Here is a 21883-nt window from a genome sequence, read left to right on the forward strand (position 1 = left end):
AAATTTAATGGCTGGGTTAATTGCCTACACTTTTCAGACTAAAAAGCCGAGCATAAAAGTGACTCGACTTTAATTCTTATACAGATCTGAGGTTAAATAGAAATTTTAGGAATATTTTAATAAGGTTTACCAATAAAAAAAGCGCAGCCAGAAGCTGCGCTTTTAGGTTGGAAGAAATTTATTACTAGCTAGCCAACAAGTGCTAACAAAATACCTGCTGCAACGGCACTTCCGAGTACGCCCGCTACGTTTGGTCCCATAGCATGCATTAACAAGAAGTTATGCGGGTTATTCTCTAAGCCCACTTTGTTCACTACGCGTGCCGCCATTGGTACCGCTGATACCCCTGCCGCACCGACGAGTGGGTTAATTGGGTGTTTCGAGAACTTATTCATAATTTTCGCCATGAATACGCCTGAAGCTGTACCAATTGAGAAAGCCAAGGCACCAAGCACTAAAATACCTAACGTCTCAACCGTTAAGAATTCAGTCGCTGATAACTTAGAGCCCACCGCTAAGCCTAAGAAAATAGTCACTATATTGATAAGCTCATTCTGTGCTGTGTTGCTTAACCTATCGACAACACCACACTCACGCATTAAGTTACCTAAACAGAACATACCAACCAGCGGCGATGCTGACGGTAAGAACATAATCGCTAAACCAAGTACCGCCAATGGGAAGATAATTTTCTCACGTTTCGTCACATGGCGTAATTGAGGCATTTCAATCTTTCTGTCTTCTTCAGATGTTAGCGCACGCATGATCGGCGGCTGGATGATTGGTACTAATGCCATATAAGAATATGCAGCTACCGCAATCGCGCCCAGAAGTTCTGGTGCCAGCTTTGAAGCTAAGAAAATAGCTGTTGGGCCATCTGCACCACCAATGATGGCAATTGCTGAAGCATCCTGTAGGGTAAACTCAAAGCCCGGCACAAAATTCAGCGCAATAGCGCCAAATAGTGTCGCGAAAATACCAAACTGCGCTGCAGCCCCCAGTAATAACATACGTGGGTTTGCAATAAGTGCACTAAAGTCTGTCATCGCGCCCACGCCCATAAATATCAACAGCGGAAAAACACCACTATCAATACCGATGTAGTAAACGTAGTACAACAAGCCACCTGGCTCTGCTAAGCCTGCAACTGGAATATTCGTTAAGATTGCACCAAAACCAATTGGTACAAGGAGTAAAGGTTCAAACCCTTTTGCTATAGCAAGGTAAAGTAAACCACAGCCCACCGCCATCATGACTAGAGCTGGCACGGTAAAGTTGGCAAGGCCCGTTGCTTGCCATAAATTTAACAACCCGTCCATGTGACCTCCTATGCAAGCTCAATCATGGCATCGCCTGTTGCGACAGAATCACCTTCAGAGACTAAGACATTGGCAACCGTACCGCTGTGCGTTGCACGCACTTCTGTTTCCATCTTCATGGCTTCCATGATCATGACTACATCGCCTTCAGCGACTGCATCACCTGCACGCACCAATAACTTAAAGATGTTACCAGCAAGCGGTGCATTGAGCGTTTCGCTCGTACTGACCGATGCTGACTGTGGAATAAGCTCACTGTCTTTGACTTGTACTTCTTTAAGTTCACCACCTGGTGCAACGACAACATCATAAACTTTGCCATCAACTTGCACGCTGTAACGCTCTGTTGATTGTTTTTGTGGAGAAACCGGTTTTGCAGCAGGCGCAGGCTTTTCAGTGGTAACTAGAGTTGGTTTCGGCTCAAATGCATCTGGGTTATTACGATTCTTAAGGAACTTAAGACCGATCTGCGGGAATAGCGCATAAGTTAACACGTCATCAACTTGATCAGCAGCAAGCTCAATATTGTCACCTTTGGCTTTCGCAACTAGCTCAGCTTCAAGGCTATCAAGTTCGGCATCGATTAAATCTGCTGGGCGACACGTGATCGCTTCTGCGCCATCTAATACGCGTTGTTGTAACTCTGAGTCAACTTCAGCTGGTGTCGAGCCATACTCACCTTTTAACACACCCGCAGTCTCTTTTGTGATAGTCTTATAACGCTCACCAGTTAGAACGTTTAGTACCGCCTGAGTACCGACAATTTGTGATGTCGGAGTAACGAGTGGAATAAAACCAAGATCTTTACGAACAGCCGGGATCTCTTTTAGAACATCATCTAGCTTATCGCCAGCACCTTGCTCTTTAAGCTGGTTTTCCATATTAGTTAACATGCCGCCAGGTACTTGAGCGAGTAAGATACGGCCATCAACGCCTTTTAAGCTACCTTCAAACGCCGCGTATTTTTTTCTAACTTCACGGAAGTAACTCGCAATTTCTTCAAGCTCACCAAGGTTTAAACCTGTATCACGCGCTGTGCCTTCAGTGATAGCCACCATGGTCTCTGTGGCGCTATGACCATAAGTCATACTCATAGACGAAATAGCGGTATCAAGCATATCAATACCCGCATCGATTGCTTTTTGGTATGTCGCTGTGCTTAAACCCGTTGTCGCGTGACACTGCATGGCAATTGGCACCGATACGGTATTTTTAAGTTCAGTGATTAATTCTTCTGCATCATACGGCTTTAATAAACCTGCCATATCTTTAATACAGATTGAGTGACAGCCCATGGCCTCTAGTTTTTTCGCCTGATCTAGCCACATGTCTAATGTGTGAACCGGACTGACAGTATAAGAAATGGTACCTTGCGCATGCGCACCTACTTTAATAGCAGCTTTAATCGCAGTTTCGAGGTTTCGGACATCATTCATGGCATCGAAAATACGGAAAACATCGACACCATTATGATGTGCACGCTCTACAAACTTCTCTACCACGTCATCGGCATAATGGCGATAACCCAGTAAGTTTTGACCACGTAATAACATCTGCTGCTTAGTATTTGGCATGGCTTCTTTTAAAGCCCGAATGCGATACCAAGGATCTTCGCCCAAATAACGGATACAAGAATCAAAGGTTGCACCACCCCAAGATTCAACAGACCAATAACCGGCTTTATCTAGTTTCTCTGCGATTGGTAGCATATCTTCTAGGCGCATTCGCGTAGCTAACAATGATTGGTGTGCGTCTCTTAAAACCAATTCAGTTAATTTTAACTTTGACATAGTGGACCCCTTTATTATTTTGATCTGTACTGAGCGATAGCTGCACTGATTGCAGCAATGTGCGCGTTAGATACGCCTGTTGATGCAGGGCGTTTAGTAGGTTGACGTTGTGGCTTTGCTGGCTCATCACCACCTGCGATAAGTGATAACTTGCTTACAGCAAAAATTAAGATAGATAAGAAGGCAAAAACCCCAACCATGCCGGTGAGCATTAAGCTGGCTGCCTCTAGCAACAATGCGCCTATATCCATGTTCTCCCCCTTTTTCACAACGCGCTTTGCGTCATTAATCATTTTTTATAAATATTTATTCAACATCATAACAAACGAGCTCAACTTGTAAACAACATTGTAAATTGGTAATACCAATATTAAAAGTTAAACAATAGCAACAACTTAACTGTAAAATACTGATTAAACGAATGAATTACTGAGATAAATATGAAAAATATTCAAAATAGCGTAGGCTTATTTAAATATTTTTAAATAAAAGTGATGAAGAGGTTACAAAAATGAATTTACAAAACAGAAATAAAAAATGGTAAGACCAAACGAGTGTTAAGTAAAACCCCAGTTTCATTGAATAGAAGAAGCATGCCTACACTTCATGCTGCTCACATTAAAAAATTTCAAATACGCATACACCCTTCTTTTTTGATAAAATTGGCAGCAAATAAAGATTAATGAGTTGCTATGTATAAACACGAATTTACCCTTGATAAGCCTTACTATCAGGAATGTTTTGATGAGTCAGAGAAATTTGGCAAAGCAAATAAACCTAAATATGCGTTAGTCGGTTTTTTAACCCTGCTTGGTTTAGTGTCTATTTATGGTTTAGAGAATGGCTATCTGGGGAATTTCTTAATCATTTTGGCAGTCATTGAGTGTATCTCATATTATTACCGCCGCCCTTGGTGGGTTGCCAGGCAGATGATCAGCAGAGCAAGTGGTACTAATGTGACTGTTGAAATTGACGAAGAAAAAATTAAAGCAGCTAACCCATACAAGTCGTTTGTGTTTAATTGGCAAGACATTACCAAAGTTATAAAAACTGACAGAGGCTTACTTATCTATTCGCTGCGAGGTGCACAATATTTATCTTTAAGTGCATTGGATGATGAAACGGTTGAATTTATTTTAGCGCAAAAAAAAGCCACTAATAAATAGTGGCTTTAGTTACCAATTTAACGCAATTGGTATTTATTATTCGCTAAAAGCTGATCAGATGTTACCTGTTGCAGGACCAGACTTTTCAGCCTGAATTCGCATGTAAATCTCTTCACGGTGTACTGAAACATCTTTTGGTGCATTAACACCAATACGTACCTGGTTACCTTTAACACCTAGTACAGTTACAGTTACTTCATCACCAATCATTAGGGTTTCACCCACTCGACGAGTTAGTATTAGCATTCTATTGCTCCTGTTATTCCAAAAATTAGAAGATTCCGCGTCAATTTCATTCTAATGAAAAGTTGAAATAAAAGTAAGCAAAAAAAGCCATTTTACTCAATACTTTCCAATAAAAATGCACTGTGCAATGCTCTAACAGCCAATTCTAAGTACTTTTTCGGTAACAAGGCCGAAATTTTCATTTCGGACGTTGTCACTAAGTCTGCTCGAATATTCTCGTGAGACATTGCCGTATAAAACTGTGCGATAACTTCTACATGAGACTTCAGGCCTATTCCTATAACAGAAACTTTAGCCACTTCCTTATCACACGCCAATTCAACAAAACCGAGACTTTCTTGCTGGTGTGTCAAAAGCTCAATAACTTGATGATGATCATTACTGTGCACAGTAAAAGCATAGTCTATTTTATCGAGTTGGTGGTTTAATTGAGTCAACATATCTACCGCAATGCCAACATCAGCTAATACGGTGAGTAGGCTTGCAAAGATCTGTGGCTGATTTGGTAACTGTTTGAGCGTAATTAACACCTCATCTTTACTGGCAGCCACACCTGAAACTGGGGCTTTGTTCATATCTGGCTCCTCGTAAGTAATTAACGTCCCCTTTGAGTGACAAAAGCTCGATAACACCCTAAGTGGTAACCGATAGTGACCCGCCGCTTCAACCGAGCGTAAGTGTAAGACTTTTGCACCAAGGCTTGCCATCTCTAACATTTCATCAAAGGTAATTTGCTCTAGACGACGCGCATTCGGTTCAATGCGAGGATCTGTGGTGTAAACACCATCTACGTCTGTAAATATTTGGCATTCAGCCGCTTTTAATGCCCCCGCTAACTCAACCGCCGTTGTGTCTGTGCCACCACGACCGAGTGTCGTGATATTACCTTCCCGATCTCGCCCCTGAAAACCCGCCACTATCACGATACGGTTATGTTCCATTTCTTGATTTAAGCGGTCGGTACAGATGGACTCAATTCTCGCTTTACCAAACATGTTATCGGTTTGAATACCAATTTGATCAGCAAGTAAGCTAATTGCTGGGTGTCCACGACGAATGATGGCCATAGCCAAAAGCGATGCTGTCACTTGCTCACCTGTGGTTACCAGAACATCGAGTTCACGGCTGCTAGGACGGCTGTCAATTTCGTGTGCGAGAGAGATTAAACGATTGGTTTCACCAGACATTGCTGAGACAACGGCAACGACTTGATGACCCTGTTGTTGGGTTTTTATGATGATATCGGCAACAGCCTCGATACGCTCAATCGAGCCTACCGAGGTGCCACCAAATTTTTGAACAATTAATGCCACGAGTTACATCGCAATTATTGCGTCTTTTCGCTCACCCATGCATTTACGCTTTGCAGCGCAGCATCAAGGTTTTCAGGCTGTGAGCCACCCGCTTGAGCCATATCTGGACGACCGCCACCTTTACCGCCCACTTGTGCTGCCATGTGATTTACTAGTTCGCCAGCTTTTACTTTGCCAACTAAATCTTTAGTCACACCTGCAATTAGACTTACCTTATCGCCATTTGCAACACCTAGCGCGATAACACCAGAACCCATCTTGTTCTTAAGGTCATCAACCATGCCGCGAAGTGCTTTCGATTCAGTACCTGCAACATTAGCAACTAATAATTTCACGCCATTTACATCAACAGCAGATTCAATTAATGACGCACCCGCTGCACTTGCAAGCTTGTCGTTAAGCTGAGTAACTTGCTTTTCAAGACCTTTAGATTTCTCAATAAGCGCAGCCACTTTTTCAAGTACGTTACTTGCGTCACCTTTCACAAGGGCTGCAATTTCGCTTAGCTGTGCTTCTTGCTCAGAGACATAGTTAACCGCATCTTCACCCGTTACTGCTTCGATACGACGAACGCCTGCTGCGATACCGCCTTCAGACACAATCTTGAATAGACCGATGTCACCAGCGCGCGATACGTGTGTACCACCACATAATTCGATAGAGTAATCACCAATTGAAACAACGCGTACTTCATTATCGTACTTCTCACCGAATAACGCCATCGCACCTTTTTCTTTCGCTTCGTCGATGTCCATTAATTCAGTTTGTAGTGCGAAGTTCTTACGGATCTCAGCGTTTACTAAGTCTTCTACTTCACGAAGTTGTGCTTTAGTCACGCCTTCAAAATGTGAGAAGTCAAAACGTAAACGATCTGGCATCACTAATGAGCCTTTCTGTGCAACATGCTCACCAACGACTTGACGTAACGCTTCGTGTACTAAGTGAGTTGCCGTGTGGTTCTTCTTGATGTTTTCGCGACGCTCAGCATCAATGTGTGCATCGGCTTTATCGTTTACACCAATGCGACCAACTACTTTACCGTGGTGTGCAAATGCATTACCTAGTTTCGTGGTGTCAGTAACTACAAACTCGCCACCGGCCACTTTTAATGAACCAGTATCACCAACCTGACCACCAGACTCAGCATAGAATGGTGTACGGTCTAATACAACAATGCCTTCTTGACCGTCTTCTAGAACATTAACGGCCTCACCTTGTCTGAATAGTTCAACCACAGTACCGCTGTAATGAGTTGCATCGTATCCTTTAAAGTCAGTCGACTTTTCAGACTTAAGCTGCTCATTGTAGTCAGCACCAAACTTACCTGCTTGCTGCGCTTTCTTACGCTGAACTTCCATACACTCTTGGAAGCCTCGCTCATCGATTGTCATGAAGCGCTCACGCGCAACATCGGCTGTTAAGTCAGCTGGGAAGCCGTAGGTGTCGTAAAGTTTGAATACTACATCACCCGGGATCACATCACCTTTAAGGTCTGCTAGGTTTTCTTCAAGAATCGCCAAACCACGGTCTAGTGTTTTACCGAACTGCTCTTCTTCAATACGTAGAACTTTCTCGATGATTTCTTGTTGTTTCGCAAGCTCAGGGTAAGCTTCACCCATTTCTTGTACAAGCGCAGCTACCAGCTTAAAGAAGAATGCGCCTTCTGCGCCTAGCTTGTTACCGTGGCGAACTGCACGACGAATAATACGACGCAGTACATAACCACGACCTTCGTTTGAAGGCATCACACCATCTGAAACTAAGAAAGCACAAGAACGAATGTGATCAGCAACCACGCGAAGTGACTTATCTTCTAAGTCTTGCGCATTAGTTACTGCCGCAGCGGCTTTGATTAGGTTTTGGAATAAGTCGATTTCATAGTTTGAGTGAACACCTTGCAAAATCGCAGCGATACGCTCAAGACCCATACCTGTATCAACGGATTGCTTAGGTAATGGCTCCATTGTGCCGTCAGCATGACGGTTGTATTGCATGAATACTAGATTCCAGATTTCGATGAAACGGTCGCCATCTTCTTCAGGAGAACCTGGAGGACCACCCCAAATGTGCTCACCGTGATCATAGAAAATTTCAGAACATGGACCACAAGGACCTGTATCACCCATAGACCAAAAATTATCAGACGTATCAATTTTGATAATGCGATCTTCAGGCACGCCCACTTCTTTTGCCCAAATGTCGAACGCTTCATCATCAGTGTGATAAACCGTTACCATCAACTTTCCTTTTGGTAACTGAACAACTTCTGTTAAGAACTGCCATGCAAACTTGATGGCATCTTGCTTAAAGTAGTCACCAAAGCTGAAGTTACCAAGCATTTCAAAGAAAGTATGGTGACGTGCAGTATAACCTACGTTTTCAAGGTCATTGTGCTTACCACCAGCACGAACACAACGCTGTGAGCTCGTCGCTCGCGTGTAAGGGCGCTTTTCGCCACCTAAAAATACGTCTTTAAATTGCACCATACCCGCGTTAGTGAAAAGTAACGTTGCGTCGTTACCCGGCACTAGTGAGCTTGAAGGTACAACTTGGTGTTGTTGTTTGGCAAAGTAATCTAGAAACGATTGCCTTAACTGTGCGGTAGTCATTTGCTGCATTTGATCAGTCACCTATTGTTGCTTGCATTGCAAAATTAATTTCTTCATAGCCAAATCCACGGTACATCATGTATCTCACCCGTTTGGCTTTTTCTTTATAATCGAGTTGTTTATCGCCTAAGCCATATTTTCTTTGGTAGGTCTCTAACGCTAATTCAAACCAATCTATTTCTTGTTCTTCGATTAGCGTCATCAATTGGGCCCGATCAACCCCTTTATTTGTCGCTTCGGCCAAAACGCGTTTTTGACCTAAGCCTTTATTTATTTGTCTGCGTAAAAAGCTCTCACAGTAGCGTTTTTCATCAATATACCCTAAGGACTCACACCAGCTTAACAGCTGTTCTATGTAGTCTTCACTCGCATCTTTCATTCTCAGTTTTTGTGCGAGTTCTTTTTTTGAGTATTCTTGACGACCTAATAGCCACAACACGTAGTTTTTAAGTTTTTGCTTTGTTTGCTCATCCATTAAGCGTCAAATCGACCTGTGTTGATTGCGCTTGATTGCGACGCTTGTTTTTCGCCCTGCCCGTTATTGTCACTGGTATCATCAGCAGGAAATATCGCTTGATATGAACAGAAAAAGCCAATATAAGCCACTGGCATGATAACCAGTAAAGGCACAAAACTTAATGGCATTGCTGCCAGTATTAATACACCGATCACTAAGCTAAATACAGTAAGCGGTGCCATATTCGTTTGAAACACTTTTAAAGATTGGCCAAGTGCATTAAAAATACGGTTTTCACCTTTGAAAAAGACCAAAGGTAGCGCAAAGGCAAACGCCATTAAATTCACAGCATGGGCTAATAAAAATACGCCAAGGTTGCCAATCGACAAGGTACTCATCACTTCAGCCAGTAATTGCTCATGATTATGGTTTTCTGCTGCCTGCTGCATCAGCGCGAAAGTTTCAGAAAATAAACTGTCAGCTAATAATGTCAGTAGAATCACTGCGCCCATTTGATATAAGCCAAGCCTAAATAAGTTTAAGCGACGGCCTTTGATCGAAAACGGTTTAAGTATATCGGCAAGACTGATGGTTTTTCCTTGCTGCTTGCTAATAACGGCCAAATAAAAACCTATCGTCAAAAAAGGCGCCGTAAATGCTGCAACTAATTGCAATGGAGGAAGCACCAGAGGGATCAATGCAACAACAATCATAAAGATGTACATGAACATAAAAGTCATCGGTTGGGTTTTAAAAATATTCCAACCTTGCTTTAACCACTGCAAACCCGCAGAAGCACTAAAAACATTTATCTTTGAAGACATAAAGACCTAAAACTAATCAAAACACTGGAATTATACCTATCAAAACGCAAAATGCGACCATAGTAGGTCGCATTGTGCATTCGAATACAAAAGAGGGTGAAAAAGCTACTTTTTCTCAGGTACTTTTTCCATATCTAACATGTGTGAACCATGCTTCACTTTCGCTTCTAGGTAATGACGATTGCCGTCTTTAATGTGTGCGTGAGTGCCAACAACCTTATCAACTTCAATGCCTGCATTTTTTAACGCATTAAGTTTACGAGGATTATTCGTCATAAGTTTAACGTGGTTTAAACCCATCGCCTGAAGCATCAAAACAGCGTCTGAGAAATCACGTAAGTCGTCATCAAAGCCTAAGTGATTATTCGCTTCGTAAGTATTCATCCCCTGTGACTGTAAAACATACGCATCGATTTTGTTGTAAAGGCCAATACCACGACCTTCTTGGCGTAAGTATAAAATGATGCCACCTTGCTCATGCATGGTTTCGATACATTCATTTAACTGTTCACCACAGTCACAACGCGAAGAATGGAATACATCTCCCGTTAAACACTCTGAGTGCATACGAATAAGGGGCACTTCATTCTTATCAGCTTCATTAAAGATTAAAGCAACGTGCTCTTCACCATCTTGTAAACCATGAAACGATACAATTTCTGCAGGAATATGACTGTGCTGTCCTACATTCAGCTTCACTCTCGCTCTTACTTCTGCCACGACTTTTGCGAACCTAATAATTTAAAAATGTTATGCCATCAATTAAAGTAATGGCTTGAAATTCAGAAGCGCATTAAAACTTAGTTAAAATGCGCTCATCGTATTTAGTAATATCCAATTCAACTTGATATTGACGCGCCAATGCATCTAATTCAGCTTGCCAAATACTCAATTCTTCCATAGTGATGGTGTTGTCATCTAGCATCCAAAGTTGTTTAGACCCAGAGTAACTGAACTGCATAGCCAACATCGCGTCAACATCGCCCTCTTTAGAGGCTTTCTTAATTGCCATCATCTTACGTGTGATGCGATTAAGTGCTTGTTTCAGATCCCACACATACGCAACTTCATACATAAATGGGTGCGACTTGACCTTTTTTAAAGTCAAACCTATTACAATTGAAGTCACAACCACGCCCAGTAAATTCCAATGGAAATGACTACCATCGGTATCAGGGAACAATAAAATAAGCAATTGAGCTATACCTAAACTGCCCACTGTGAGCGCGGCAATACAGGCAAAAATTACTTTATTCAGATGTTTTCTATATCGCGTTTTATCAATTTGTTGTAACTGCATATTACTTCCTCGGCAAACCTATACGTATTGTACTGTGGAACGGTTGATAAAAAAATTTAAAATTTTTTCACCCCTTTTTTAAAGCTCTGTCGTTTTAGAGATAAGCAAACAATAAAGAGGCGCTCATTATGATGACTTACACCATGCCAACTCCAGCTCAAACCATGACTAAAGTATCTGCATCAATCGCAATCGGTGCTGCTATGACTTTAGCGGCTTTCGCATTCATGGATTATTTGATCAGCAGCGATGAAAGAGCCCCTGCAGAGGTTAAACCACCTATAGAATTTGAAATCATGCAAAACAGACCAGACTCAGACGTAGAAGTTAAACCGAGGCAGTTGCCTGAGCCACCTCAACCTAAAGCGCAACCACCAAAACCACAGAGCATGACACCAGCAGAGGTAGCAGGGCCACAAATAGGTATTGGCGGACCGGAAATTGAGTTTGATAATACACCAGTAAATACCACTTTTGCTGCACAACAAGATACGGGAGCAACACCCATAGTACGTATCGACCCAAAATATCCTGTTGATGCGGCACGTGATGGTAAGGAGGGGTGGGTTGAAATGTCATTTTCAATTGATAAGGCCGGCAACGTCATTGATGCAAAAGTGATAAATGCAGAACCAAGACGACTATTTAATCGAGAAGCATTAAGAGCATTAAAAGGTTGGAAATATCGTCCTAAAATAGAAAACGGTCAGGCTGTAGTGCAAAGCGGTTTACAAGTTGTGTTAGAGTTTAAAATCCAGCAAGAAGGTTAAATTTATAAAGGCCTGAGTTTACAACATGAAATTGGTTGGTTTTCTAAAAAAGGATTACCAACCATTAAGGGATGAAATAATAGAGAGTAAGTGCCTATGCTGATTGCGTTAAAGACATGGTTACACAAGGTTTCACCCAGCAGAGATCCGCTAGAAGCCTATAAACAGACTGGCGAAGATATCTATATAGAGATTTTAATCAATACCTATAGCCAAGACCTATTTCATTTTTTGAGTGGACAAAGCGACCGCGAGTTAGCAAAAGATATTTGTCAAAAAACTTGGCTTACTGTCGTAGAAAAAAGTCATTTGTATCGCGATCAACAAACACCAAAAGCTTGGCTGTTCTCAATTGCTCGAAACGCTTTACTCGATGAGTTTAAAAAACAAAACCGTCTATCGTCACTCGATGAACAACACCATGAAACTACAAGTGACGAAACTGGGGCTGATGAAAAGAACGCACTCTATGATGCAATCATCACTTTACCTTTTCTGCAAAAAGAAGCGCTCAGTCTGCAACTTGAAGGATTTAGTTTGCAAGAGATCGCCACAATTACGAATAGCGAAGCAGAAACCATTAAAACCAGACTGCGCTACGCAAAGCAAACATTAAAGCAGCGTTTAGGAGACAAGCATGGCGAATAGTCACGATTTTGATAAAGCCCTCAAGCATGCTTATCAACAACAAAAACAGCAACACGGTTTATCTAAGCAAGACCTTGAACAAATGAAAACAAAGTGCCGTCAACCAAAGCAAGACAAGTTTTGGCAACAGGCGCAATGGGCGATGGCCTGCGCTGGTTTATTATTTTTAGGTGCGCTTTGGATACAACCCGAGAGTGAAGTGACCAGTTTATATGCGCTCGATTTGACTCAATACGACAATATTGAACATCACGGTAAAGAAAACGGTCAATATACGGTGCATATTACCCGCAAACAAAAACCTCAAAACTATGAAGCTGTTCAAGCAAAATATTCAGAACTATTGGCTGAAGCGCGTTCGTTTCATGGTCGTATTATCGAAAATAACAGCGACTTTTTGCTCATTGCAGATTGTAAGGAAAACACCTTACTGGAAATTGAAAAATCATTACTGAACGATTTATCTGATCTCGACCTTGACGGGCAATTGCATCAAGGAGAAATGTTGGCCCTTACAAGCAATAAAAAAGGGCTGCTAGTGAACCTAACAACCCTTGGTCAAAAACAGGGCATTTATAGTTGCCCTTAAATGGATACAATCATTTAAATCATAATCAAACTGGCTATGAAGAAACTAACCAATGCCAGCGCTCCACCCAATAAGGCATAAGGTAATTGTGTTTTAACATGGGTGAGTAAATCACACCCTGATGCCAGTGCAGATACCGCACTGGTATCTGAGATAGGCGAGCAGTGATCACCGAAAATCCCCCCACTTAAAATCGCCCCTACCACTAGCGGTGCAGGCAAGCCCAAAGCTTGAATTAGCGGCACACCAATCGGAATAAGAATGGCAAATGTGCCCCATGACGTTCCTGTGGTAAACGACATAACAGCGCCGGTTAAAAACAAGACTGGTACAATTAAATAAATGGGCAAGTAATCACCAACCAAAGAGGCAACGAATTTACCTGTCCCTAGATCTTTTAAGCTTGCACCTAAAGTCAAAGACAGTAAAACAATACTAACAAGTGGTAATAACTCCCCCATGCCTTTAAAGCCGATATCAACTAATTGATGATGGGTAAATTGCTTGTGTGCAAGTAACTGCAAGTAGGCAACCATAGAGGCTAGAACGGTTGCGTAAAGTACTGACTTAGAGCCACTACCACTGGCAAGCTCCCCATTGCCGGTCCAAAACATAAAGCCAATCATACTAACGATCAAAGTCAGTAATGGCACCAGCATAAAACGCGCTTTACTCGCTGCAGGACCAGCATCAATTTCTAAGCTTTGTTTTTCTAGTTGCTGCTCGGCTTCTTTCATTGGACCGTGTACTTTATCGAATACAATCGTGTACAGCACAATCAACAACGCAATAATAGCGTAAAAATTAAAAGCAACAGAGCTCCACAGAATACTGACCGCAGACTGATCAAGTTCATAGTTGCTTAATAAACCAAGTACATAAGCGCCCCAACCATTTAGCAGAATAAGAATACACACTGGTGCACTGGTACTATCAATAATATAAGCCAGACGCGCTCGGCTCATTTTAAATTTATCGAATAAACCGCGCGAAACGATACCCGAAGTAAGTACACTCATATTGGATTCAATAAATACCGAAGTACCCGTAAACATTGTAAGCAAACCAACTTGCCGTTTACTTTTAGCCACCCCCAGATTCATTAATTTATTAACTGTAGCAGCAACCCCCCCTGATTCTCGGATGTAAGCCAGCAGCGCACCTATCACGATACTAAATATCAGAATGCGACTATTACCTGCCGATGTTGCCACTGAAATAACGCGCTCGACGCTATTAACAAAGGTTAACAACCCTGAACTTCCTTGCGTATATAGCAATAAAAATTCAGAACTAACAACAGCTAAGAGCAAAGCCATGATGACTTCTTTACGCCAAAACACCACCAAAATGGCAATGAGAGGCGGCAAAATGGAATACCAAGACATAATTTTCCTTAAGCGCAATTATTATTTTTATCATGCCATGGTTATCGGCATGATTCATTAAGCACAATCGTTCGAATAAGCTTAAAGAGTTATATGTTAAAAACCAAGCTTTTGCGTTTTAAGAAAAAACGCTGATGTCCTACTTTCACTAAAACTGGTACACTGTGAAAAAAATAACAACAATAAACACACTACCTTTATAACGGCCAAAAACCCTATAATAGGTACAAACGTTATCTAAGAAGTAAACACCATGTCATCATTTTCGAAAATAAAAGCTTTATTGCCGCAGCTATCAAACAGTGAAGCTAAACTAGCTAACTTTGTGTTAGACAATGCGCAACAGATCCGAACGCTATCCTCTATTGAACTTGCCCAAGCTGCTGGCGTAAGTCAATCAAGCGTGATTAAGTTTTCGCAAAAACTTGGCTATAAGGGCTTTCCGACCTTTAAACTTGCCATCGTTGATGACTTAAACTTACAAAGCTTAAAGCAGCTAAATAAAAGCGAATATAAGGCTGCAAGCAGTGATGACCCTGTCATTGATTTAGCTACTAAACTCATTCAACACCAACAAACCGTTATGGAAGAAACACTCCAGTTAAATCAAAGTGATGATTTCAATCAGGTAATTGCTAAAATCAAAAGCGCTCGCAAAATTTTAATTACAGGCATTGGTAGCAGTAATATTGTCGCAAATGATTTTGCTTTAAAACTCCAAAAAATTGGTTTACCAGCCTTATCACAAGTAGATGAGATCAGTGCATCAGCTTACTTAGCAACCATGCAAAAAGACGATTTTTTTATTGCAATTAGTACATCAGGCGATAGCAAGAGTATCGTTAAGTTAGCCGAACAGGCTCAAAAAAATGGATGTGCTGTAGTTTCTATTTCAAAATATGGTAACAATGCTTTGGTGGAAAACTCTGATTTCACTTTACATACAGCCTTTGAAAAAGAACCTGTCGAACACGCTGGCGTATTAACACGAACAGCAAGCACCTTGATCACCGATATTTTATTTTTAGGATTAACGCAATCACATAGCCGTTGGCAAAAGCGTGCAACACTTGCCAACGAAAATATGAAAGTGCTACGCCATAATTAGCGCTGGTAAATCAAGTAAGGTTGGCGACGAGCTTTAAATTGTTCTAACGCTGGTTGCCAACTTAATTCAATTTCAGCCAAAGATTTACCTGCCACTATTGCTTTTCTCAACTTATCGGTACCCGCCAGCTTATCCATAAATTTCGGATGCTTAAAAAATTCGATACTTTCGGCTTTAAACGCGTCATAAGCGTCTACAAACCAAGTTAAATCAAAACCCTGATTTGGATATGCTCTGAGATCTTGTCCAAAAACATTTTCTCCTTTCAATTTTGGGTTTAGCGCGGCACCTAGTGTTGAATTTGGGGTGAATTGAAACTCACCCAACTTAACCTTATTGTGACCAAACACTTGGAATGGAAAATCAGTGCCGCGACCAACAGAAATGGGTGTAGCTTCAAAAAAGCATAGCGAGGGGTAAAGTGCAATCGATTGGCGATTAGGTAAATTTGGGCTTGGCTTGATCGGTAAATCAAAAGGTTTAGATAAATCATAGTCTGCAACAGAAACAACTGTCAGGTTTGGCTTTTTATCTGTGCCTAGCCATTTTTCTCCAACTATCATCTTTGCAAGCTCTCCGACTGTCATGCCATGCAATACTGGGATTGGGTGCATACCTACAAATGATTGAAACTCAGGCTCTAAAACTGGCCCATCAATTAAATTGATGTTCGGGTTTGGTCTATCTAACACGATGATTTTTTTACCGGCTTCAGCGGCAGCCTCAAGTACATAATGCATGGTGCTAATGTATGTGTAAAAACGAACACCCACCTCTTGAATATCAAAAATAATGACATCCACATCAGCTAAATCAGTTAACTTTGGCTTTTTCGATTTTCCATATAAAGAAATAATGGGCAAACCCGTTTTGCCGTCTATTTGGTCATTGATCTTAGCACCAGCATCCTGCTTGCCCCGAAAGCCATGCTCCGGAGAAAATACTTTTTTTACGTCAATTCGCTTCTCTAATAGCACATCAAGCAAGTGCTGCTCTTTTACCTGCGCTGATTGATTCACAACTAAGGCAACGCGTTTATCTTTTATTAATGGTAAATATGTTTGCACTTGCTCAGCACCGACTTCTAGTGCTTTTAATAAAGGACTAAATAACAAGATGAAGATCAATAATAGCTTGGCTTTCACAACAAAACCCTTTCAGACATAATATGTGTATCATACCAATTTGCGCTAAGAAACAATGAAAAAACCGACTATTACCATACATTACTGTGTTTTGTGCCAATGGTTACTTCGAAGTGGATGGCTTGCCCAAGAGCTACTTTCAACTTTTAGTGATGATTTACAACAAATTGCTATTGCACCAGCTTCAAAAGGTGTATTTGAGATTTACTATAACGACGAGTTAATTTGGTGTAGAAAACAAGATGGCGGCTTTCCTGAGGCAAAAGAGCTAAAACGCCGTGTCCGAGACAGACTAGATCCAACAAGAGATCTAGGCCATATTGACAAGTAAGTATTCTATTTTAAATCAATTTTTTATGAATTTGGCTCATTACAGTACCTAACTCCACCATATTTCCTATCCCCTCAATTGGCATAGGTTTAGCGAAGCAGTAGCCTTGAAGTTGAGAGCAGCCCGCCTCAGCAAGACGTTTTGCTTGTTCGCTGTATTCAACTCCCTCTGCAACTGTGCTCACCCCTAAACTCTTTGCCATATTGATGATCACAATGGCTAAATCATCTTCTTTGCTATTAAAGTTCAAGTCATCCACAAACTTTTTATCTATCTTTAGAGTATTAAATTTTAAATACTTTAAGTAGGTTAAACTTGAGTAGCCTGTACCAAAGTCATCGATAGCAATACTAAAACCTTTATCTTGTAACCGCTCTAGCGCATCGCGCATTTCATCTAAATTAGCCACCAGTGAGGTTTCTGTAATTTCTAGCTCTATGTTTTTCGCAGATATTTGATACTGCTTCAGTAAAGCTTCAAAATCATTGAAAAACTCATCATCAATAATTTGATCTGCGGTTAAATTAACACTCAACTGTAAACTAGTAGAAACCGTAACCCACCTCACCAATGACGTCATGGCTTTATCTAATAATTGCAACGTGACTTTATTCATTAATCCAGCCTCTTCAGCCACACTAATGAACTCATGAGGCCCTTTTATAACGTCTCCTTTACGCCAACGGGCAAGCATTTCTAGCTTTTCTAAAGCAAAACTTTTCGCATTTACGATAGCTTGAAAATAAGGCTCAAATTGCCCTTTTTTCAAGCCTTGTACAAGCTCGGCCTCCCGCTCAATTTTTTGTTCAACTTCTTTGTCTAATTTTGAATTATAAAATTGATAACTACTTTTATTTATTTTCTTTGCGCGATACATAGCTGTATCAGCATGTTTCATCAATAATTCAGGTGTGACGCCATCATCTGGGTACACTGCAATACCAGCGCTTAATGTTAAATTTAGTTGAATACCTTTTAGCTCATACTCTCCACTACAAGTTTTCAAAACTTTCTCTATGACTGTGTGAATATGTGCTCGTTCACGAATGCTATCGACTAAGATTACAAATTCATCTCCGCCCATTCGAGCTACCGTATCACAACTTCTTAACCCCTTGTGTAAACGGTGTGATACTTCTTTTAGTAATACATCGCCAGCATCATGACCCAATGAGTCATTAATATTTTTAAATTTATCAAGGTCAATAAAAATGACAGCAAACGAATGCTCATTCCTGTCTGCACGTTTACAAGCTTGATTTAGCCGATCAAGCAAGAGTAACCGATTTGGTAAACCAGTGAGAGAATCATGATGCGCTAAATGATTCATCCTCTTTGATATCATTCTTGACTCTGTCACATCCTGAAAAACCATAACAGAACCTATTACCTGACCTTTTTTACTATAAATTGGCGAAATAGAGTCTTGAATAGCAAATACCAACCCCAAATGATTTTTTATACATGTCAACTCAGGTAGTCCCAATGTACAGCTTTGCGCCATACAGTTGTCTGCAACTCTATCGATTGGTTCTAAGGTTTCTTCATTAAAAAGCGGCATTACTTCTGAGAATGGTTTACCCTTCACTTCTTTTGTTAATTTTGCCAGTACGGCTTCAGCAACTGGGTTCATATAAGTGATACGACTTTGCTTATCAGTACAAATGACGCCATCCCCAATTGAACTTAAGGTGACTTCTAATAACTCTTTTTCTTCTGAAAGCGCCTGAGTAAGCATCAGCTTATCTGAAATGTCCTGCAGAGAAATAATCGTTTGTGCATGTTTATCTTTGCCATCAACTACATCTGCAAATAAGCTTAATGATAGCGTCCGTTGATTAAACGTTTTTAACCTAATTTCAGGTAAGTAGAAGTGAGATTGACCTTGTGCCGCACTTTTTTGTAATTGACTGGCACTTTCTTCTGACATATAGCTACTTAACAGCTGATCTTTAAGTTTATCAAATGTGCAACTCATCACTTCAAGAAAGCCTTTACTGGCGTGCACCATTCGACCTTGCTCATCAATCGTCACTAACATCATCTGACTGTATTCAAAGCTATGTTGAAATCTTTCATTTTCGAGTAAAGTTTGCAGTAAAAATAACGCTAAACATACTGCAACAAGCAGCTCTATTGCATTATTGAGCGTTAACTCTGGTAAATTCAAATATGAAATACCGCACAGTACTAGCACGAACTGTAAAACAATAAATAGTGTATAACTCGCAAACTGTTTAGTATTTAAAACCAAACGACTTGCAATAAAGAAAAACAAACCAATAAAAAAGAAACTACTCGGAGAAATTAAAATAACCAGAAAACTGGCACAGCTGAATATCATATACAACAGCAAAGCTTTATTCCAAAGGGCTTGCTCTGCCTGCTTTTCAACTAATAAAAATTCGGTGCAAAAGAGCAAAATAGCCGATACTTGAAGAAAGTGCGCAAATACTGGCATCCTGTCTATTGCAAATAAACTTTCTAAGCTCCATGCCATGCCAAACCCTAAGAGGGTAAATACAGCCCCAACAGAGGCATAAGCAAGAGCCTGCATTTTTACCCCTTTGCCTTGCACTCTTATTATTCGAATTTGCCGCAAAAAATAGTAAGCCAAACCCGTTAGCGTTAAATGTACAAGAAGCTGCCCGATCACTTCAAAAGGCAGAGAAAAACTCCACAAAGCCAAACTTAGCCCAAAAGCCAGTAAGGGAAATGCGAACGCCGATAAAGGTTGCCAATAACGATATGCAACAAAGAGTAATACTAAATCTGGTAATAAGAGAAGTGAAGGTGCCAAATGATTTGACAGCCCAACAGACTCTAAAATCAGAGTGAGTGAAAAGTAAGAAATAAAAACAGTAAAAAAAGTTAATACCATGTTGTTGCGATGCATCCATTCTGCCCAAATCAACATTGACTAACCTTAAGTCTTTATGATGAAGCTCAAATAATCAAGGTAACTTAGCAACTATAATAAAAGCTTAAGCCTAGCCTAGAAACTTCTGAATTTATTATCTATGCTCAATAAAAATATTCATCAGAGCGAAATAATGCTTAAAGCTGCTCAATCAACTGATGCTGTTGGAAATTTTATCCGTGTTGCCAATATCATTGCCAACCTAGATATCATCTTGACCGAGGCAAAAAACCTATCACTCACCGCAAAGAATGCACGCGTTGTTGCGCTACGTGCTGGTGATTCGGCGTTTGGTTTTAAGCCCATTACCAATTTTATTGATGAGTTTTCAGATCAAACCATCAAAACAACAGCCGAAATCACCACCCTATCAAACCAACTATTTAAATTTGCACTGGCTGTGGTTCGATGCAGTAACTTCATTAATCATATTCAAAAAGCCAAAAATGCCTCTAGCAATAAAACTCTGGACTCGCTGCTCTCATCCGGATGCGATGACCTAATTGTTAAGTCTAAAGCTCTTGAACACGCTATTTTTAATCTAGAAAGCTACTTCGAGGATATCCAAAAACAAATGAGAAGTGCCGAATACATTGCTGTTACAAGCCGTGTAGAAGCCTCTAATGCGGGAGGCTTTAGTGAAAGCCTGCAAGGAGTATCTGACTTTATAACCAGTGCCGCGAAAAGAATCAAAGCTGCAGTGACTGACAACCTCAGTGAAATTTCAAAATTAAGAGGAGTGATGCGTTGAAATCAACCGAACTATACTCAAGTGCGAGTCATACATGGATAGTCATGGGGCGAGATAAAAGCAAACCTGAAAAAATCATCGATACCAACCAATACCTAATAAAAAGCGCACAAGAAGCCATCATTCTTGATCCCGGCGGCGTAGAGCTTTTTTCTCCTATGCTGGCAAGCGTACTCAAGCATGTTGACCTTGAACACGTCACCACCTTGTTTGCCTCTCACCAAGATCCTGACATTATCTCGTCACTGGGGCTTTGGGATAAAGCCATTCCCAATGCCAAGCTTCATGCCCCTTGGTTATGGGAAGGCTTTATACGCCACTTTGGTATGGAAAACATTGAATACGTGCCAATTAAAGATGAAGGCGGCGAAGTCAGGGTTGGCTCTGCAACATTAAAATTTGTGCCCGCTCACTACTTGCATTCATCAGGTAACTTTAACGTTTATGACCCGCAAGCAAAAATACTGATGAGTGGTGATATTGGCGCCTCTCTAGAGCATGGAGAAGTTCCTATGTTTGTCGAAGATTTTGCAGCACATGTAAAGCATATGGAGTACTTCCATCGTCGTTGGATGCCATCTAATAGCGCCAAAAACAATTGGGTTGCGCGAGTTAAAGAACTCGATATCGAGATGATGGCACCGCAGCACGGTCGCATTTTTGAGGGTGAAGCTGTACAAGAGTTTTTAGAGTGGTTTGCCAAATTAGACGTGGGTATCGCTTCTTAGAGGCTCAGTCATTCAGTACTTTAAAGCATAAAAAACCCAAACATCACGTTTGGGTTTTTTATTATGACGATTAATAGAATCCTGAGTGAGTGGTTTAGTCACTTATCAGACCAAATTGCCAGCTCATTACCACTGGGCTCTAAAAAGTGAAAACGTCGCCCACCAGGAAAAGCAAAAATGTCTTGGCAAATTGTCCCACCCGCCTTTTGCACTTCCTCCAAGCTGCGCTCTAGCTCTTCACTGTATATCACCACCAGTGCACTACCAGAATTAACATTCGCCATCTTGTCAGCTTGATAGAAACCGCCCTCTAAACCTGAACCACTAAAAGCAATATATTCAGGACCGTAAGGGGTAAAATCCCAACCAAAGACACGATGGAAAAACGCCTCTGTGCTACCTAAATCCTTCGCTGCAAATTCAACATAATTAATAGCGTGATGCTTCATCTTTCAACTCCTTCTAACAATACTGATAAACG

22 protein-coding genes are annotated in these 21883 nt (G+C 41.0%); 8 read left to right on the forward strand and 14 right to left on the reverse strand.

The annotated features are described in order from the left end of the window. Positions 1 to 188: 188 nt before the first annotated feature. The 3 genes from CWB72_RS06520 to CWB72_RS06530 are packed head-to-tail and all read right to left on the reverse strand — an operon-like array spanning position 189 to position 3360. Positions 189 to 1319: a sodium ion-translocating decarboxylase subunit beta gene (locus CWB72_RS06520; RefSeq protein ID WP_138479187.1), complete on the reverse strand. Its 1131-nt coding sequence runs from the start codon at positions 1317 to 1319 to the stop codon at positions 189 to 191. An 8-nt stretch (positions 1320 to 1327) separates the two neighbouring features. Continuing rightward, positions 1328 to 3109 carry a sodium-extruding oxaloacetate decarboxylase subunit alpha gene (oadA, locus tag CWB72_RS06525; protein ID WP_138630064.1) on the reverse strand — a complete coding sequence of 594 codons (1782 nt, stop codon included), beginning with the start codon at positions 3107 to 3109 and terminating at the stop codon, positions 1328 to 1330. Positions 3110 to 3123: 14 nt separating this feature from the next. After that, positions 3124 to 3360: an OadG family transporter subunit gene (locus CWB72_RS06530; protein ID WP_138479190.1), complete on the reverse strand. Its 237-nt coding sequence runs from the start codon at positions 3358 to 3360 to the stop codon at positions 3124 to 3126. Positions 3361 to 3801: 441 nt separating this feature from the next. On the opposite strand from CWB72_RS06530, the gene CWB72_RS06535 reads away from it, so the two are divergent. Beyond that, complete coding sequence (locus CWB72_RS06535) at positions 3802 to 4275, forward strand: YcxB family protein (RefSeq protein WP_138630066.1); 474 nt, start codon at positions 3802 to 3804, stop codon at positions 4273 to 4275. A 54-nt stretch (positions 4276 to 4329) separates the two neighbouring features. Here CWB72_RS06535 and csrA read toward each other — a convergent pair whose 3' ends face one another. The 7 genes from csrA to CWB72_RS06570 form a co-directional block, all read right to left on the reverse strand. Further along, positions 4330 to 4521, reverse strand: a complete 192-nt coding sequence (gene csrA / locus CWB72_RS06540; RefSeq protein WP_058031817.1) for a carbon storage regulator CsrA — start codon at positions 4519 to 4521, stop codon at positions 4330 to 4332. Positions 4522 to 4613: 92 nt separating this feature from the next. Beyond that, positions 4614 to 5834 carry an aspartate kinase gene (locus CWB72_RS06545; protein WP_138630068.1) on the reverse strand — a complete coding sequence of 407 codons (1221 nt, stop codon included), beginning with the start codon at positions 5832 to 5834 and terminating at the stop codon, positions 4614 to 4616. A 14-nt stretch (positions 5835 to 5848) separates the two neighbouring features. Next, complete coding sequence (gene alaS, locus CWB72_RS06550; RefSeq protein ID WP_138630070.1) at positions 5849 to 8452, reverse strand: alanine--tRNA ligase; 2604 nt, start codon at positions 8450 to 8452, stop codon at positions 5849 to 5851. A 4-nt stretch (positions 8453 to 8456) separates the two neighbouring features. Continuing rightward, positions 8457 to 8918 carry a regulatory protein RecX gene (locus CWB72_RS06555; protein ID WP_058031811.1) on the reverse strand — a complete coding sequence of 154 codons (462 nt, stop codon included), beginning with the start codon at positions 8916 to 8918 and terminating at the stop codon, positions 8457 to 8459. Continuing rightward, positions 8918 to 9724, reverse strand: coding sequence for a BPSS1780 family membrane protein (locus CWB72_RS06560; RefSeq protein ID WP_252371502.1), 807 nt, complete (start codon positions 9722 to 9724; stop codon positions 8918 to 8920). Before CWB72_RS06560 ends, CWB72_RS06555 begins: the two co-directional genes overlap by 1 nt. A 105-nt stretch (positions 9725 to 9829) precedes the next feature. Beyond that, the gene (locus tag CWB72_RS06565; protein WP_130255062.1) at positions 9830 to 10444 is read right to left on the reverse strand and encodes a GTP cyclohydrolase II; all 615 of its coding nucleotides are present in this window, start codon (positions 10442 to 10444) and stop codon (positions 9830 to 9832) included. A gap of 73 nt (positions 10445 to 10517) precedes the next feature. Next, positions 10518 to 11024: a DUF3087 domain-containing protein gene (locus CWB72_RS06570; protein WP_138630072.1), complete on the reverse strand. Its 507-nt coding sequence runs from the start codon at positions 11022 to 11024 to the stop codon at positions 10518 to 10520. Between the two features lie 128 nt (positions 11025 to 11152). Between CWB72_RS06570 and CWB72_RS06575 the strand changes: the two genes are divergently transcribed. From CWB72_RS06575 to CWB72_RS06585, 3 genes are all read left to right on the forward strand, one after another. Further along, entirely contained in the window at positions 11153 to 11794 is a 642-nt protein-coding gene (locus CWB72_RS06575) for an energy transducer TonB (protein ID WP_252371503.1), read from the forward strand. A gap of 96 nt (positions 11795 to 11890) precedes the next feature. Next, positions 11891 to 12442 (forward strand): RNA polymerase sigma factor, encoded by a 552-nt coding sequence (locus CWB72_RS06580; RefSeq protein WP_138630074.1) that lies wholly within the window; start codon positions 11891 to 11893, stop codon positions 12440 to 12442. After that, a complete protein-coding gene (locus tag CWB72_RS06585) occupies positions 12432 to 13031 on the forward strand; it encodes a hypothetical protein (protein WP_138630076.1) in 600 nt (199 codons plus the stop codon). Before CWB72_RS06580 ends, CWB72_RS06585 begins: the two co-directional genes overlap by 11 nt. Positions 13032 to 13045: 14 nt before the next feature. On the opposite strand, the gene CWB72_RS06590 is transcribed toward CWB72_RS06585, so the two are convergent. Beyond that, entirely contained in the window at positions 13046 to 14419 is a 1374-nt protein-coding gene (locus CWB72_RS06590) for a Na+/H+ antiporter NhaC family protein (protein WP_138630078.1), read from the reverse strand. 253 nt (positions 14420 to 14672) lie between these two features. Between CWB72_RS06590 and CWB72_RS06595 the strand changes: the two genes are divergently transcribed. After that, complete coding sequence (locus CWB72_RS06595) at positions 14673 to 15527, forward strand: MurR/RpiR family transcriptional regulator (protein ID WP_138630080.1); 855 nt, start codon at positions 14673 to 14675, stop codon at positions 15525 to 15527. Here CWB72_RS06595 and CWB72_RS06600 read toward each other — a convergent pair. Then, positions 15524 to 16672: an exo-beta-N-acetylmuramidase NamZ family protein gene (locus CWB72_RS06600; protein WP_138630082.1), complete on the reverse strand. Its 1149-nt coding sequence runs from the start codon at positions 16670 to 16672 to the stop codon at positions 15524 to 15526. The genes CWB72_RS06595 and CWB72_RS06600 overlap by 4 nt on opposite strands. A 55-nt stretch (positions 16673 to 16727) precedes the next feature. On the opposite strand from CWB72_RS06600, the gene CWB72_RS06605 reads away from it, so the two are divergent. Continuing rightward, complete coding sequence (locus CWB72_RS06605; RefSeq protein ID WP_130255055.1) at positions 16728 to 17003, forward strand: SelT/SelW/SelH family protein; 276 nt, start codon at positions 16728 to 16730, stop codon at positions 17001 to 17003. A 10-nt stretch (positions 17004 to 17013) separates the two neighbouring features. On the opposite strand, the gene CWB72_RS06610 is transcribed toward CWB72_RS06605, so the two are convergent. Then, the gene (locus CWB72_RS06610) at positions 17014 to 19920 is read right to left on the reverse strand and encodes an EAL domain-containing protein (protein ID WP_138630084.1); all 2907 of its coding nucleotides are present in this window, start codon (positions 19918 to 19920) and stop codon (positions 17014 to 17016) included. A gap of 136 nt (positions 19921 to 20056) precedes the next feature. On the opposite strand from CWB72_RS06610, the gene CWB72_RS06615 reads away from it, so the two are divergent. Then, the gene (locus CWB72_RS06615; protein ID WP_138630086.1) at positions 20057 to 20674 is read left to right on the forward strand and encodes a chemotaxis protein; all 618 of its coding nucleotides are present in this window, start codon (positions 20057 to 20059) and stop codon (positions 20672 to 20674) included. Then, entirely contained in the window at positions 20671 to 21402 is a 732-nt protein-coding gene (locus CWB72_RS06620) for an MBL fold metallo-hydrolase (RefSeq protein ID WP_171037232.1), read from the forward strand. The genes CWB72_RS06615 and CWB72_RS06620 overlap by 4 nt, the downstream gene beginning before the upstream one ends. A gap of 98 nt (positions 21403 to 21500) precedes the next feature. Here the strand turns inward: CWB72_RS06620 and CWB72_RS06625 are convergent, their stop codons facing one another. Next, a complete protein-coding gene (locus CWB72_RS06625) occupies positions 21501 to 21851 on the reverse strand; it encodes a VOC family protein (RefSeq protein WP_138630088.1) in 351 nt (116 codons plus the stop codon). Positions 21852 to 21883 lie beyond the last annotated feature (32 nt).

The sequence above is a fragment of the Pseudoalteromonas phenolica genome (genome assembly GCF_005886345.1).
In the GTDB taxonomy this organism is placed as follows: domain Bacteria; phylum Pseudomonadota; class Gammaproteobacteria; order Enterobacterales; family Alteromonadaceae; genus Pseudoalteromonas; species Pseudoalteromonas phenolica_A.